The sequence below is a fragment of the Ruegeria arenilitoris genome, assembly GCF_013032855.1.
In the GTDB taxonomy this organism is placed as follows: domain Bacteria; phylum Pseudomonadota; class Alphaproteobacteria; order Rhodobacterales; family Rhodobacteraceae; genus Ruegeria; species Ruegeria arenilitoris.
Window position 1 is genome coordinate 461,406 of sequence record NZ_WQDA01000002.1, and the last position, 13,218, is coordinate 474,623.

The following is a 13,218-nucleotide window of genomic DNA, read 5'->3' on the forward strand; positions in this document are numbered from 1 at the left end:
GCCTTTTTCGGCGGCAAGTCGCTGAAACATGTCATTGAATCGGCGATTTTTTTCGCTTTTTGCGAACACAAGCTTTCACCAATTCGAGAGCAGGCCCGATACTGTTACGTCCCGTCTGCACACTCTGCTAAGTCCAAGAGTGTGAGTTTTTGCAACCAGATTGGACCCAAGCATGCAGCAAGATGTTTTCGGACAGATGAACACCCTGACCCACCCGGACAGCGCCGAAGCGTGGAATGGTGTTCTGCTTGGCTTCATGGCTCACGCAGCGGTCACACCTCAGCATCTGGGCAAGGTGCTTGAGCTTGAACCGGGCTTTGCGCTTGGGCATGCCATCAAGGGGCTGTTCATGGTTCTGTTGGGGCGCAGGGAAATGATGGAGGTCGCCCATCAGGCCGCCGCTGCCGCAAAGAGTGCGGCCGCTGAGCAGCCGATTTCGGCCCGCGAGACACTGTATCTTGAGGCCCTGGATCACTGGCTGGCAGGCCAGCCCACCCGCGCCGTGCAAACCTTCGAGGCAATTCTGCGCAGCCACCCCGATGACACGCTGGCCATGAAACTCAGCCACGCGACCCGTTTCGTGTTGGGCGACTCCGCAGGGATGCGACGCTCGATCGAACGGGTTCTGCCAGCTTATGCGCCTGATCACCCCGGTCGTGGATACCTGCTTGGGTGCCATTCCTTTGCGTTGGAAGAAACCGGTGCCTACGAAAAGGCCGAAATCGCAGGGCGGCAGGCTCTGTGGATGGTTTCCGACGACGCGTGGGGCCTGCACGCAGTCGCCCACGTGCACGAAATGACGGGCAATGCGCAATCCGGTCTGGACTGGCTGGCCGGGCGCGAGGCTGCCTGGTCCCACTGCAACAACTTCCGGTATCACGTGTGGTGGCACAAAGCGTTGATGCATTTGGATCTGGGTCAGATCGACCAGGTGCTTGATCTGTACGACCACGAGATTCGCCAGGACAAGACAGATGACTATCGCGATATTTCGAATGCGACCTCGCTGTTGTCGAGGCTCGAGCTTGAAGGCGTGGACATTGGCAACCGATGGGAAGAACTGGCCGACCTGAGCGCCACCCGCACCGAAGACGGCTGTCTGATCTTCGCCGATCTGCATTACCTTCTGGCACTGACTGGTGACAACAGGCCCGACTCGACTGCCAAGTTGCTAGCCCGCATTCACAAGGACTCGCAACAGCCCGCAACCGACACGGCACGTCGCATGGCCGACCCGGGCTTGGCCGCCGCCATTGGCCTCGAGGCATTTGGAAAAGGCGATTATCTCCAAGCCTTCGAGCATCTTGCAAATGCGCGAAATTCGATGCAATTGGCCGGCGGCAGTCACGCCCAGAGGGATGTTTTTGAACGCATTACAATCGATTCCGGCCTGCGTGCCGGACGCCTCGATGATGTCGAGCGCATTTTGGACGACCGCAAGGCCAAACGGTCCGGTACCGAAGACAATTACGCCCTCGCGCGCCGCGCTCTGATCAGTTCGGCCCGCGACCAATCCGGTGTGCAAAGCGTACCGGCTGAATAACAAGACGACCACAAAGGACAGAGAGACGAATGGCGACCGCATCGCCCGCTTCTGATTTTGCACCGGTGGCGGCATCCTCCGCCCCTGCTGCCGCAACCCGCGACCCGCGGCTGGATTTCTATCGCGGTATTGCGATGTTCATCATCCTGATCGCGCACATCCCGAACGACCCTTGGGCCAGATGGATCCCGGCCCGGTTTGGATTCTCGGACGCGACTGAAATCTTTGTTTTCTGCTCGGGCATGGCTTCGGCGATCGCCTTTGGCGGCGCGTTTGAGCGCAAGGGCTGGTGGATGGGGACCGCCCGGGTCAGCTTCCGCATCTGGCAGGTCTACTGGGCCCATATTTGCCTGTTTTTCTTTGTCGCAATGTCCATGGCAACGCTGGATCTGTCGGGAGCCTTCGACAAAAGCTATGTCTCGGGATTGAACCTGCAGCATTTCTTCAACGACCCGATGCCACAGATGGTAGGGCTGTTCACCCTGACCTATGTGCCGAACTATTTCGACATCCTGCCGATGTACTTGGTCGTTCTGGCAATGATGCCGATGTTCATGGGCCTGTCGCGCCTCAGCATCTGGGCAGTCGGGTTGGTCTCGGTCGCGATCTGGCTGGTGGCGCAGACCGGTATGTTGGCGCTTCCGGCCGAACCGTGGTCGGACCGCCAGTGGTTCTTCAACCCGTTTGGATGGCAGTTGCTGTTTTTCACCGGCTTTGCATTCATGCGGGGCTGGATTCCTGCACCGCCGGTTTCCAAGACGCTGATCTGGGCCGCGGCATTGTTCCTTGTCCTCTCAGCCCCGTTCGGATCGTGGAAAGTGTTCTTGTGGGTCCAGGCGGCCGCGCCGGATCTTGCCGAGAACATCCGAAAGGTCTGGCCTCTGACAAGCGAGCTGCGCGAAAAAACCGATTTCGGCCTGTTCCGGTACATGCACTTCCTGTCGCTGGCCTACCTGGGATGGGTGGCTGCTGGGCAACATGGGCATCGCCTGATCGCCACCGGCAACACGATCGGCGCGCAGCTGTGGCGATGGATCCTGAAGCAGATCACCAAAGTGGGCCAGCAGTCCTTGGCGGTTTTTGTATTTTCCATGGCAGCGGCGCGACTTATCGGCGTTTTCCTCGACGAATTTGGGCGGGATTTCGCCACCGTTCTGGCCGCAAACCTAATTGGATTTGCGTTGATCATCGGCGTGGCTTATCTGGCCGCTTGGTTCAAATCACACCCATGGAAATCGAAGTCATGAAGTTCACGCGTCGTGCATTCCTTGCGTCGACTACGGCGCTGGCCTTCGCCCCGGCCACCTTTGCCACCGGTGGCGAGGTGCCATTCGACCGGGCCGATATCATCGCCCTTGCCCGCGATCTGGCCAACCGCCCCTACGAGGCGCGCGAAACCGTTCCGCAGGCGTGGCAGGACCTCACCTACGAACAGTACCGCTCCATCCGTTTCCGGCTGGACCGTGCGCTTTGGTACGGGACCGATACGCCGTTCAACGTCGATTTCTTCACTCCCGGCCTCTACTTCCCGCGAACCGTTCAGGTCTCGACAGTTGAGAACGCGATGACCGCGCCGGTTGCCTTCGACCTCGAGATGTTCGACCGGGCCGAGGATGTCCCCGATCTGCCCGTAGACGAAACGCTGGGTTTTTCGGGTTTCCGGCTGCGCACCGAGATGCATCGCCCTGGCAAGACGGACGAGTTCTGCGTCTTTCAGGGAGCCAGCTATTTCCGTGCCATCGGCCTACACGAGGTTTATGGGCTGTCAGCCCGAGGTCTTGCACTGAAAACCGGGGATCCCGAGGGCGAAGAATTTCCGGATTTCATCCGGTTTTGGCTGGAGCGCCCAAAGCCCGGCCAACGCAACATGATCGTTCACGCCCTGATGGACAGCCCCAGTGTAACCGGCGCCTACCGGTTCGATATCACCGCCGGCGCCGACTGCATCATGGAGGTGCAGGCGACCCTGTTTGCTCGGGAAGAGCTTCCCCACGTCGGGATCGCACCGGGGACGTCGATGTTCCTGTTCGATCAGACCAATCACAACCGGTTCGACGATTTCCGTCCGGCCGTGCATGACAGCGACGGTCTGATGATCCGAAACGGGGCCGGAGAAGTGATTTGGCGCCCGCTCGCCAATCCCAAGCGATTGCAGGTGTCCTCATTCGTCGACATGAATCCGCGCGGGTTCGGACTGATGCAGCGCAAACGCGCGTTTTCCGACTATGCCGACCTCGAGGCGCAATACCACAAGCGCCCCGGCCTTTGGGTCGAGCCGATGGGCGATTGGGGCAAAGGTACGGTCACTCTGGTCGAAATTCCGGCCGATCAGGAGATCTACGACAACATTGTCGCCTATTGGCGCCCCGCTGAACCAATTGCTGCCGGTGCTCAGCTCGACTTGTCGTACCGCCTGACATGGGGCGAAGAACCGCAGCGGACCGCCATGCCACGGGTGATCAAAACCGCAATGGGCGAGAACACGTTTGGCGAAGGGCGGCTTGCGGTGATCGACTTCGAAGCCAGCGAGTTGTTCGACGATCCGGACGCCCTCAGCGTGTTCGTGCAGTCGCCTCATGCGGAAACTTCGGACGGGGTTCTGCAACGCAACCCGGATACGGGCGGTTTGCGTCTGGCCTTTTCGTTTCAACCCGGCGACCGCGACCACGTCGAATTGCGCGCGCAACTGAGGCTGGGTGACGAGCCCGCTTCGGAAGTCTGGATGTACAGATGGACAGCATGAACCCGGACCTGAAAATCATGCCGCCCGAGGCACCGCTGGCAATGCCGGAGCAGGACTTTGGCGCCGGGTTTCGGGACGCCCAAGCGCCTGCGGATGCCCGCCGGTCGTCGGCGGGCCTTTGGCGCGCATTGGCGTTTTCCCCGGCCATGGCCGCCTCGGTTGCTTTGCTGTGGGTCATGGCGGACTGGTTCGACGCCGAAGGGATAAACGTGGTCGAAGCCATCCTGTTGGCATTGATTTCGTTCAATTTCTTCTGGATTTCCTTCACGGTCTGCACCGTCCTGCTGGGAATGGTCTCTCTAGCCCGGCAAGAGCGTCCGGTACGGCAGGGTCGCGCGCAACCACTGCGGGTCGCTTTGCTGATGCCCGTCTACAACGAAGTGCCGTGGAACGTGTTGGGCAATGCCCGCACGATGCTGGAAGAATTGCGCGCCCGAGGGGGCAAGCATCACTATGCGATGTTCATCCTGTCAGACACCCGCGATCCGGAAATCGCGGCCCAGGAACAGGCCAGCATCGAGGCGCTGCGTACCACGCTGGCCCCGGGTCTTGAGCTGTATTACCGACGCAGGGAACAGAATACGGACCGCAAGGTCGGCAATATTGCTGATTGGGTCAGCCGCTGGGGTGGCGCTTGGGATGCAATGCTGGTTCTGGACGCCGACAGCTTGATGACCGGGCGCGCGATCGCGCGGCTGACCGACGCGCTGGCCCGCGATCCCGGCGCCGGCCTGATCCAAAGCTATCCGCAACTGATCGGTGCCCAATCCGTCTTTGCCCGGATGCAGCAATTCGCCAATGGTGTTTATGGCATCGCATTTGCCGAGGGCCTGTCCCGTTGGTGCGGCCAGGAAGGCAACTATTGGGGCCACAACGCCATTATCCGCACCAAGGCCTTTGCGACCTGTGCGGGTCTGCCCAAGCTGCGCTCGCTCTCGGGCCAGGAACAATTGATCATGAGCCACGACTTCGTCGAGGCCGGGTTGCTGCGCCGCGCCGGTTGGGGCGTTCGCTTTCTGCCGCGCATCCGAGGCTCGTACGAGGAAACACCGCCGACATTGATCGACCACGCCCTACGCGACCGCCGCTGGTGCCAGGGCAACCTGCAGCATCTGCGTCTGCTCGGCTCGACCGGGTTTCGGGCCGTGTCGCGGTTTCATCTGTTCCACGGCGCCGTCGGATACCTGATGTCACCCTTGTGGTTCGCACTGCTGGTCATGTGGGCGTTGATCGGTCAGGGCAAGGATGCTTCGGTGCTGCACTATTTCAGCCCGGACAATCCGATGTTCCCCCAGTGGCCGGAAATGACCGAAACGCGGCATGTTCTGATCATCCTTGTCATGTACGCGATGCTGCTGGCCCCCAAGATTCTGGGTGCACTGGCATTGCCCCTCAGCGGTGTTCGCTATGAAGATTTCGGCGGCCGGACCCGGTTTCTTGCGTCATTCCTGTTCGAGGTCGTGCTGTCGATCCTGTACGCACCGATCCTGATGGTGCAGCAGATGATCGCCGTGTTCCGCACTGTTCTCGGTGTACAAAAAGGCTGGACCCCGCAGGCACGGGATGGCGGCACTTATGGGCTGCGGACGCTGATCGTGTGTCACGCGCTCGAAACCATCAGCGGCTTCGCGCTGAGCGCGGGTATCCTGGCCGGGTTGGTCTCGGTCTGGTTGGCTCCGATCGCCATCAGCCTGACCTTTGCGGTACCGCTCTCCGCACTCAGCGGCGTATCTGCGGCAGCAGCGCGTCGCATGGTCGGCATGCCCGAGGATTTCCACGAGCCCGCCATCACGCGGGCGGCACGTTCGCATCGCAACGAGTTGAAACGCCTGATCGAGGGCAAAGGAACCATGACCCCGGCGGAATGATCACCCGCCGGGCAACCCTTCGTACCAATCCAGCATCATGTCGGCCCAGCCCCGCGGAACTGTATGACCGCCGGGAAACAGAGCGAACTCCAATGCGCTGCCGTCAGCACAGGCGGTCCACTTGCGGCGCATGAATTGGCCTGTCGTTGAATACCCGTCCGGACGGTTGTCGGCGCATTCGTTGGCCTGCCGCCAGATTTCAAGCCCGGCGAAGATGTCGCCCTGAAGGAACCGACCGCCGCCCAGTGCGCGCCCCTCCAGCGGCACCACGTTGTCGGTCCAGCCATGTGTGTGGAACAGGCGCGCGGGCCCCGCACAACTTTCGGGATGCGGGCGCCAGAATCCGCCTGAGACCGGCACGTAGGCCGAGAATGCCTCGGGATCGGCGCAGGCCAGATAGTTCACCATGAAGCCGCCGGCCGAAAATCCCCCCAGCACCACGCGATGGTCATCGATCCCGAACCGTTGGACCGCATCCGCAACAACCTCCTTCAGGAACGCGGCTTCGTCTCGCCCGTCCCACCCCGGATAGAAGTTCCAGCTCTTTCGCCCGTTGCGCTCGGCCCCCTCGGGTGCCATGACCGCATATCCCCGTGCCAGCAAGGGTTCGACCATGCCGCGGTTTTTCATGGTTCCCTGCGCGCTACCGCCATACCCGTGCAGGAACACGACCAATGGCGGGTTGCTTTCTTCCGGCAGCTCGATGCGATAGCTTCCGGTTTTAGTCTCGCAAACACCCTGATCCTGCCCACACGCGGCCAATGCCGGAGTTGCGGCGGTTGCGATCAACACAGCCAACAGATCCCTGAGCCTCATCACGCCCCCTCCGAATACGCCTGCACCGGCAGCCCGGCCCGCACCCAGCCCGGACCTGCGGCTGACCCCAGCATCCCTTCGGGCACGTCAAGTATGTTGCCGTAGCCTGCCTCGGTCAACATGTTGCCCAGCCGCGCTGACCGCACACCACGGGCGCAGATCACGGCAATCGGCCGCCCCTTGTCACCGCCCGACAGGCGATCCAACGCATCCAGAAAGTCTTCACGGCGCATGTCCAGCGGTTGGGCGCCCTGCCCGATGCCTGAGGCACGCCATTCGCGCGGGGTCCGAATGTCGAGCAACAGGATTTCCCCTGCAACAGCCTTTTCGTGCGCCTGAGCGACGGTCAACGTACCGCCAGAAAAGTCTTCTGGGATCAGACGGTATTCACGGATCGCAAAACCCGCGAGAACAGCGGCTGCGCCCCCAAGGAACACGCCTCTGCGGCTGAGCTTGGTTGTGATCGCCAATGTGCACCCTCCGGTTTTTCCAAGCCGGTTTTATCACGGGTCCGCCTCTGACGCTGCGCCGAAAAGCCGGGCGCATATCAAGTTCGCGTCATTTTCGCGCAGGCTTTGGCCAAAAATCCGAGCGGTGTAGTGCAAGGTGAAAAACTTGCAATAGCTAGACAGTCAATAAATTATCCTTACAAAATCAACAGCACCCTGACCGCTCAGCCCGGAGTATCGCAGTTGTCCCTATTCCTTATCGCGGCCCTTCCCTTCCTCGGAGCTGTCTTTCCCGCCCTGCTGATCCGCGCCGGGCGCAACGCAGCCGCATCGGCAGCGGGATTGACCACGTTTCTGGCCTTGATGGGGCTGCTGATTCACATCCCGGACGTCATGAACGGTACGGTGGTCACCGCGCGGTTCGACTGGATTCCAGGGCTGGGGTTGAATGCCAATTTCATGCTGGACGGGCTGGGATTTCTGTTCGCGCTGCTGATCCTTGGCATTGGTCTGCTGATCATCCTGTACGCGCGGTTCTACCTGTCGCGTGAAGACCCAATGGGGCAATTCTATACCTATCTCCTGCTGTTCCAGGGCGCGATGGTCGGTATCGTTCTGTCCGACAACATACTGCTTTTGCTGGTTTTCTGGGAATTGACTTCGCTCAGTTCGTTCTTGCTCATCGGCTATTGGAAACACCTGCCCGAAGGCCGCCAGGGCGCGCGGATGGCGCTGGCGGTCACCGGGTCCGGCGGGCTGGCGATGATTGCGGGGATGCTGATCCTCGGCAATATCGTGGGGTCCTATGACCTGAGCGTGATCCTCCAGAACCGCGAACTGATCCAGTCTTCGCCCTACTACCTGCCGGCGTTGATACTGATCCTGCTGGGATGTTTCACCAAGTCGGCCCAGTTCCCGTTCCATTTCTGGCTGCCGCATGCAATGGCCGCTCCAACGCCGGTTTCGGCCTATCTGCACTCGGCCACGATGGTGAAGGCTGGCCTGTTTCTGATGGCGCGCATGTGGCCGGTTCTGGCCGGAACCGAGGCGTGGTTCTACATCGTCGCCACCACAGGCCTGGTGACCATGCTGATCGGCGCGGTGATCGCGCTGTTCAAGGATGACCTCAAGGCGTTGCTGGCCTTTTCGACGGTGTCGCATCTGGGGCTGGTCACGATGCTGCTGGGCTTTGGCACCAAGATCGCGGTCGTGGCCGCCATCTTTCACATCATCAACCACGCCACCTTCAAGGCCGCCCTGTTCATGACCGCCGGGATCGTGGACCACGAAACCGGCACCCGGGACATCAAGCGCCTGGGCGGCCTGCGCCATTTGATGCCGATCACCTTTTCGATTGGAACAATCGCCGCATTGTCCATGGCAGGGATTCCACCTTTGAACGGATTCCTGTCGAAGGAAATGATGCTGGAAGAAACCGTGCACACGGTCTGGCGAAACTCGCACTATCTGGTGCCAGCCCTTGCCCTGGTAGCCGCGATCTTCTCTGCCGCATATTCCTTCCGGTTCGTGTCCCACGTCTTCCTGGGCCCTGAACGCGAGGATTACCCTGCGCACCCGCATGACCCGCCGGTGGGGCTGTGGCTGGCTCCGGCATTCCTGGTCGTGCTGGTCGTGCTGATCGGCCTGAACTCGGCCGCCATCGTCGGCCCCTTGGTTGCAGTTGTGTCTTCCGCAGTGATCGGCGGCGAGAAGCTGCCCTATTACTCACTGAAGCTGTGGCACGGGTTCACGCCTGCCTTGTACATGTCGATCGTCGCAACTTTTGGCGGCCTCTTACTGTTGGCTTTGCACCGCCGCGGCGAGCAGGTCTGGAATATCCTGCCCCGCCCCGAGGCCAAGACCATCTTCGACGCCGTGATCGGCGGATTGACCGCCGCCAGCCGGTGGATCACGGACGAGCTGCACAACGGTGTCATCAGCCGCTATGCGATCATCCTGATCGCCTTTACGGTCGGCCTTGGATACTATGGTTATTCGACCGGCACGATTGGCGTGGAAACGCGGGTTCCGCTGCCGGCTCCGATCATTCCGATCATCGGCTGGCTGTGCCTGATCGTGGCGACGATGGGCATCATGTGGTTCCACCGGAACCGTTTGCTGTCGCTTGTTTTGATCGGTGTCGTCGGCCTGATCGTGTCGATGGCCTTCAACTATCTGTCCGCGCCTGATCTAGCCCTGACGCAGATCTCGGTCGAAGTCGTCACGATGATACTGCTGCTGCTGTCGCTGAATTTCCTGCCGACCGAGACCCCATGGGACAGCAGCGCGGCACGGCGTTGGCGTGATGCCGCCATTTCGGTAGTGGCCGGTATCGGCGCCGGGGGCTTGATCTATGCGCTCATGCTGCGCGATTTCGCCTTCCCGACGATTTCGGAGTTCCACCTGACCAATTCCTACAAGGGTGGCGGAGGCACCAACGTGGTCAACGTGATCCTGGTGGACTTCCGGGGATTTGATACCTTCGGCGAGATCATCGTGCTGGGGATCGCGGCCTTGATCATCTTTGCCCTGACCGAGGCCGTGCTGGGCACCAGTGTCCGCGCCTACCTGCTGAACCGCAAACCGCACTGGCCCCAGTCAGGTGACTCACACCCGCTGATGATGGTTGTTGCCACACGTGTGATGATGCCGATCGCCCTTATGGTGGGCGCCTACATCTTCTTCCGGGGGCACAACCAGCCCGGAGGCGGGTTCATCGCCGGTCTGGTGGTCGCGATCGCCTTCCTGATGCAGTACATGGCCAGCGGCTATACCTGGGCGATCGAGCGGCAGCGGTTCTACTACCATGGCACAATCGGCTGGGGCGTTTTGATCGCTGCAGCCACGGGTTTGGGCGCCTGGTTCAACGAGCGGCCCTTCCTGACCAGCGATTTCGGCTATCTGCATTGGCCACCGCTGGAAGAGTTCGAATGGGCCACGGCCATGCTGTTCGACACAGGCGTGTTCCTGGCCGTTCTGGGCGCCGTAATGCTGGCTCTTGACAGCCTGTCGCGGTTCGCGTGGCGGCCGGGCATGGCGCAGGAATTCCCGATGGACATCAACCCGTTGCGGGATGATCTGGCCGAAGAACAAGAAAAAGCGAAGGAGCAGGGCTGATGGAAGCACTCGTCGCATCGGCCGTTGGCGTTCTGACCGCCGCAGGGATCTTTCTGATCCTGCGCCGTCGGACCTTTCCGGTCATCCTGGGCCTGTCTCTGCTGACCTATGCGGTCAACGTGTTCCTGTTCGCCACGGGACGGCTGGCCGTGAACGCGCCTGCAGTTCTGAACAAATACGAAGAGGTTCCCTATACCGATCCATTGCCGCAGGCCCTTGTTCTGACGGCGATTGTGATCTCGTTCGGGATGACAGCTGTGATCGTGATGATCGCTCTGGGCGCCTACCTGTCTTCGAAGGATGACCATATAGACATGGCCGCGCAGGACAGCGTGGATGACGCAGGAGAAGACGCATGAACCACTGGATCGTTGCGCCGATCGTCCTGCCCGCGATCCTGGCCCCCTTCATCATCATGGTTCTGCGGTACCATCTGGACCTGCAGCGTATCTTTTCAGTCGCCGGTGTGGTGGGCTTGCTCGGCATCGCGCTGACCATCACTGCGCAGGCGGCGGGCGGCGAGATTCATGTCTACGAACTGGGCGATTGGCCGGCTCCGTTTGGCATTGTTCTGGTCCTTGACCGGTTGTCCGCGATGATGGTGTTGCTGACGGCGTTGCTGGCCTTGCCTGTCGTGCTGTACGCCATCGCGTCCGGGTGGGACGAACGCGGCAACCACTTTCACCCGTTGTTCCAATTCCAGCTGATGGGTGTCTGCGGCGCCTTCCTGACCGGGGACGCTTTCAACCTGTTCGTATTTTTTGAGGTGTTGCTGATCGCCTCCTACGGCCTGATGACCCATGGCGGCGGCGCGGTACGTCTGAAGGCCGGGGTGCAATACGTCACCTACAACCTCTTGGGGTCAACTCTGTTCCTGTTTGCATTGGGCACGATCTATTCGGTGACCGGTACCCTGAACATGGCCGACCTCGCCGTGCGCGTCGCGGAAATTCCGGCCGAAGACACCGCCCTGTTGCGCGTGGGTGCGGTTCTTCTGCTGCTGGTCTTCTGCATCAAGGCCGCTGTCCTGCCGCTGCATTTCTGGCTGCCGGCCAGCTATGCCAACGCGCCACTGCCAGTGGCTGCGCTGTTTGCGATCATGACCAAGGTGGGGGCTTATTCGATCCTGCGGGTCTATACTTTGGCATTCGGCCCGGATGTTGCCGTCACCGAAGGACTGGTTGGTGATTGGCTACAACCTGCCGCGCTTTTGACCCTTGCCATCGGCTCGATCGGTATTCTGGGCACGCGGCACATCGCGCGCATGGTTGCGTTTTGCGCCATCGCCTCGATGGGAACGCTGCTGGTGGCTATTTCCTTGTTCACCGAGACGGCCACAGCCGCCGCTCTGTACTACGTCTACCATTCAACACTTGCGACCGCGCTGCTGTTCCTGGTGGCCGATCTTGTGATGGAACGTCGTGGAGGGGCCATTGCGCCCCGCCCGCCGATGCCGCAAAGCGGGCTGATCTCGGCGCTGTTCTTCGTTGGAGCCATAGCGATGGCGGGCATGCCGCCGTTGTCGGGGTTCATCGGCAAGCTTCTGGTGCTGGATGCGTCTTGGTATGCGCCGGATGCCACTGCGGTCTGGGCGGTCGTTCTGATTGGATCCTTTGTCACCATCGTGGGTCTGGCTCGCGCCGGGTCCCTGATCTTCTGGAAAAGCTATGACGCCAGCACCCAGATCGACCCGGAACCCGAAACCGAGGCCACCAACGATGATGAACCGCCGCACCGGCCCGCGCCTGAACCGCAGCCGGGGCTGGCGTTCACCTCGGTGTTCGGAGTGGTTCTGGGCCTCGTCCTGCTGACCCTGTTCGCCGGACCCTCGCTGGACTACACTCGCAAGACCGCCGCGCAACTGTTCGCGCCGGAACAGTACATCTCGGCCGTATTGGGAAGGGAAGACTGATGAAACTGCTGCGCCGGATATTCCCCCACCCGCATCTGAGCTTCCTGCTGACTCTGGTCTGGGTGCTGTTGGCCAACGCGCCCTCGCTGAACTCGTTGGTGTTTGGATTGCTTCTGGGGATCATCATTCCCTTCATCACCCAACCCTACTGGCCCGACCGGCCCGTCCTGCGGAACTGGCCCATGGTCGTTGAGTACATGATCGTGGTTCTGTGGGATATCGTGGTGGCCAACGTGACCGTGGCACGCATCATCCTGTTCAAACGCGACGCGGACAGACAGCCGAACTGGATCTCAATCCCGCTGGAACTGCGCACACCCGAAGCGATCACGGTTCTGGCTGGAACCATCACCATGACGCCGGGCACCGTCAGTTGCGACCTCTCGGCCCAAGGGCATTGTCTGCTGGTCCATTGCCTGGACGCTCCGGATCCGGGCGCGGTACGAGACCAGATCAAGCAGCGTTACGAGCGCCGCCTGAAGGAGATTTTCGAATGATCGAATATGCAATCTATTTTGCCTTTGCCTGCTTTGGGGCCGCGATCATGATGTGCCTGTGGCGGATCATCACCGCCGACGGTGTGGGAACGCGAGTGCTCGCCCTTGATACGATGGTGATCAACACCATCGCCCTGATGATCCTGTACGGCCTGCATCTGGGCACCGAGATCTTTTTCGAAGCCGCTATGATCATTGCCATGCTGGGCTTTGTTTCGACCGTGGCCTATGCGCGCTTTATGCTGCGCGGCAACATCATCGAGTGAGGCCGCC

General features: G+C 60.9%; 11 protein-coding genes. 9 read left to right on the top strand and 2 right to left on the bottom strand.

Annotation, left to right across the window (positions count from 1 at the left end; all coding sequences use genetic code 11):
- The first annotated feature begins 172 nt into the window (after positions 1-172).
- From GOW72_RS08515 to mdoH, 4 genes are read left to right on the top strand one after another with little or no spacing between them, the layout of a single operon-like run.
- A complete protein-coding gene (locus GOW72_RS08515) occupies positions 173-1,543 on the top strand; it encodes a tetratricopeptide repeat protein (RefSeq protein WP_170366543.1) in 1,371 nt (456 codons plus the stop codon).
- A 29-nt stretch (positions 1,544-1,572) separates the two neighbouring features.
- Positions 1,573-2,790: an OpgC family protein gene (locus tag GOW72_RS08520; protein WP_170366544.1), complete on the top strand. Its 1,218-nt coding sequence runs from the start codon at positions 1,573-1,575 to the stop codon at positions 2,788-2,790.
- Complete coding sequence (locus GOW72_RS08525) at positions 2,787-4,286, top strand: OpgD/OpgG family glucan biosynthesis protein (RefSeq protein WP_170366545.1); 1,500 nt, start codon at positions 2,787-2,789, stop codon at positions 4,284-4,286. The genes GOW72_RS08520 and GOW72_RS08525 overlap by 4 nt, the downstream gene beginning before the upstream one ends.
- Positions 4,283-6,154 carry a glucans biosynthesis glucosyltransferase MdoH gene (gene mdoH, locus GOW72_RS08530; protein ID WP_170366776.1) on the top strand — a complete coding sequence of 624 codons (1,872 nt, stop codon included), beginning with the start codon at positions 4,283-4,285 and terminating at the stop codon, positions 6,152-6,154. Before GOW72_RS08525 ends, mdoH begins: the two co-directional genes overlap by 4 nt.
- Here the strand turns inward: mdoH and GOW72_RS08535 are convergent, their stop codons facing one another.
- Both GOW72_RS08535 and GOW72_RS08540 read right to left on the bottom strand, forming a co-directional pair.
- Entirely contained in the window at positions 6,155-6,970 is an 816-nt protein-coding gene (locus tag GOW72_RS08535) for a CE1 family esterase (RefSeq protein ID WP_170366546.1), read from the bottom strand.
- Positions 6,970-7,440 (bottom strand): rhodanese-like domain-containing protein, encoded by a 471-nt coding sequence (locus GOW72_RS08540; RefSeq protein ID WP_170366547.1) that lies wholly within the window; start codon positions 7,438-7,440, stop codon positions 6,970-6,972. Before GOW72_RS08540 ends, GOW72_RS08535 begins: the two co-directional genes overlap by 1 nt.
- 222 nt (positions 7,441-7,662) lie before the next feature.
- Between GOW72_RS08540 and GOW72_RS08545 the strand changes: the two genes are divergently transcribed.
- From GOW72_RS08545 to GOW72_RS08565, 5 genes are read left to right on the top strand one after another with little or no spacing between them, the layout of a single operon-like run.
- Positions 7,663-10,536, top strand: coding sequence for a monovalent cation/H+ antiporter subunit A (locus GOW72_RS08545; RefSeq protein WP_170366548.1), 2,874 nt, complete (start codon positions 7,663-7,665; stop codon positions 10,534-10,536).
- Positions 10,536-10,895 carry a Na+/H+ antiporter subunit C gene (locus GOW72_RS08550; RefSeq protein WP_170337694.1) on the top strand — a complete coding sequence of 120 codons (360 nt, stop codon included), beginning with the start codon at positions 10,536-10,538 and terminating at the stop codon, positions 10,893-10,895. Before GOW72_RS08545 ends, GOW72_RS08550 begins: the two co-directional genes overlap by 1 nt.
- Entirely contained in the window at positions 10,892-12,448 is a 1,557-nt protein-coding gene (locus GOW72_RS08555; protein WP_170366549.1) for a monovalent cation/H+ antiporter subunit D, read from the top strand. Before GOW72_RS08550 ends, GOW72_RS08555 begins: the two co-directional genes overlap by 4 nt.
- Positions 12,448-12,945 (top strand): Na+/H+ antiporter subunit E, encoded by a 498-nt coding sequence (locus GOW72_RS08560; protein ID WP_093962616.1) that lies wholly within the window; start codon positions 12,448-12,450, stop codon positions 12,943-12,945. Before GOW72_RS08555 ends, GOW72_RS08560 begins: the two co-directional genes overlap by 1 nt.
- Positions 12,942-13,211: a K+/H+ antiporter subunit F gene (locus tag GOW72_RS08565; protein ID WP_093962617.1), complete on the top strand. Its 270-nt coding sequence runs from the start codon at positions 12,942-12,944 to the stop codon at positions 13,209-13,211. The genes GOW72_RS08560 and GOW72_RS08565 overlap by 4 nt, the downstream gene beginning before the upstream one ends.
- The last annotated feature ends 7 nt before the right edge of the window (positions 13,212-13,218 follow it).

Excerpts from the sequence above, each read along its gene's own strand:
- GOW72_RS08515 (WP_170366543.1), top strand. The coding sequence starts at position 173 with ATGCAGCAAGATGTTTTCGGACAGATGAACACCCTGACCCACCCGGAC.
- GOW72_RS08520 (WP_170366544.1), top strand. The coding sequence starts at position 1,573 with ATGGCGACCGCATCGCCCGCTTCTGATTTTGCACCGGTGGCGGCATCC.
- GOW72_RS08525 (WP_170366545.1), top strand. The coding sequence starts at position 2,787 with ATGAAGTTCACGCGTCGTGCATTCCTTGCGTCGACTACGGCGCTGGCC.
- mdoH (WP_170366776.1), top strand. The coding sequence starts at position 4,283 with ATGAACCCGGACCTGAAAATCATGCCGCCCGAGGCACCGCTGGCAATG.
- GOW72_RS08535 (WP_170366546.1), bottom strand. The coding sequence starts at position 6,970 with ATGAGGCTCAGGGATCTGTTGGCTGTGTTGATCGCAACCGCCGCAACT.
- GOW72_RS08550 (WP_170337694.1), top strand. The coding sequence starts at position 10,536 with ATGGAAGCACTCGTCGCATCGGCCGTTGGCGTTCTGACCGCCGCAGGG.
- GOW72_RS08555 (WP_170366549.1), top strand. The coding sequence starts at position 10,892 with ATGAACCACTGGATCGTTGCGCCGATCGTCCTGCCCGCGATCCTGGCC.
- GOW72_RS08560 (WP_093962616.1), top strand. The coding sequence starts at position 12,448 with ATGAAACTGCTGCGCCGGATATTCCCCCACCCGCATCTGAGCTTCCTG.
- GOW72_RS08565 (WP_093962617.1), top strand. The coding sequence starts at position 12,942 with ATGATCGAATATGCAATCTATTTTGCCTTTGCCTGCTTTGGGGCCGCG.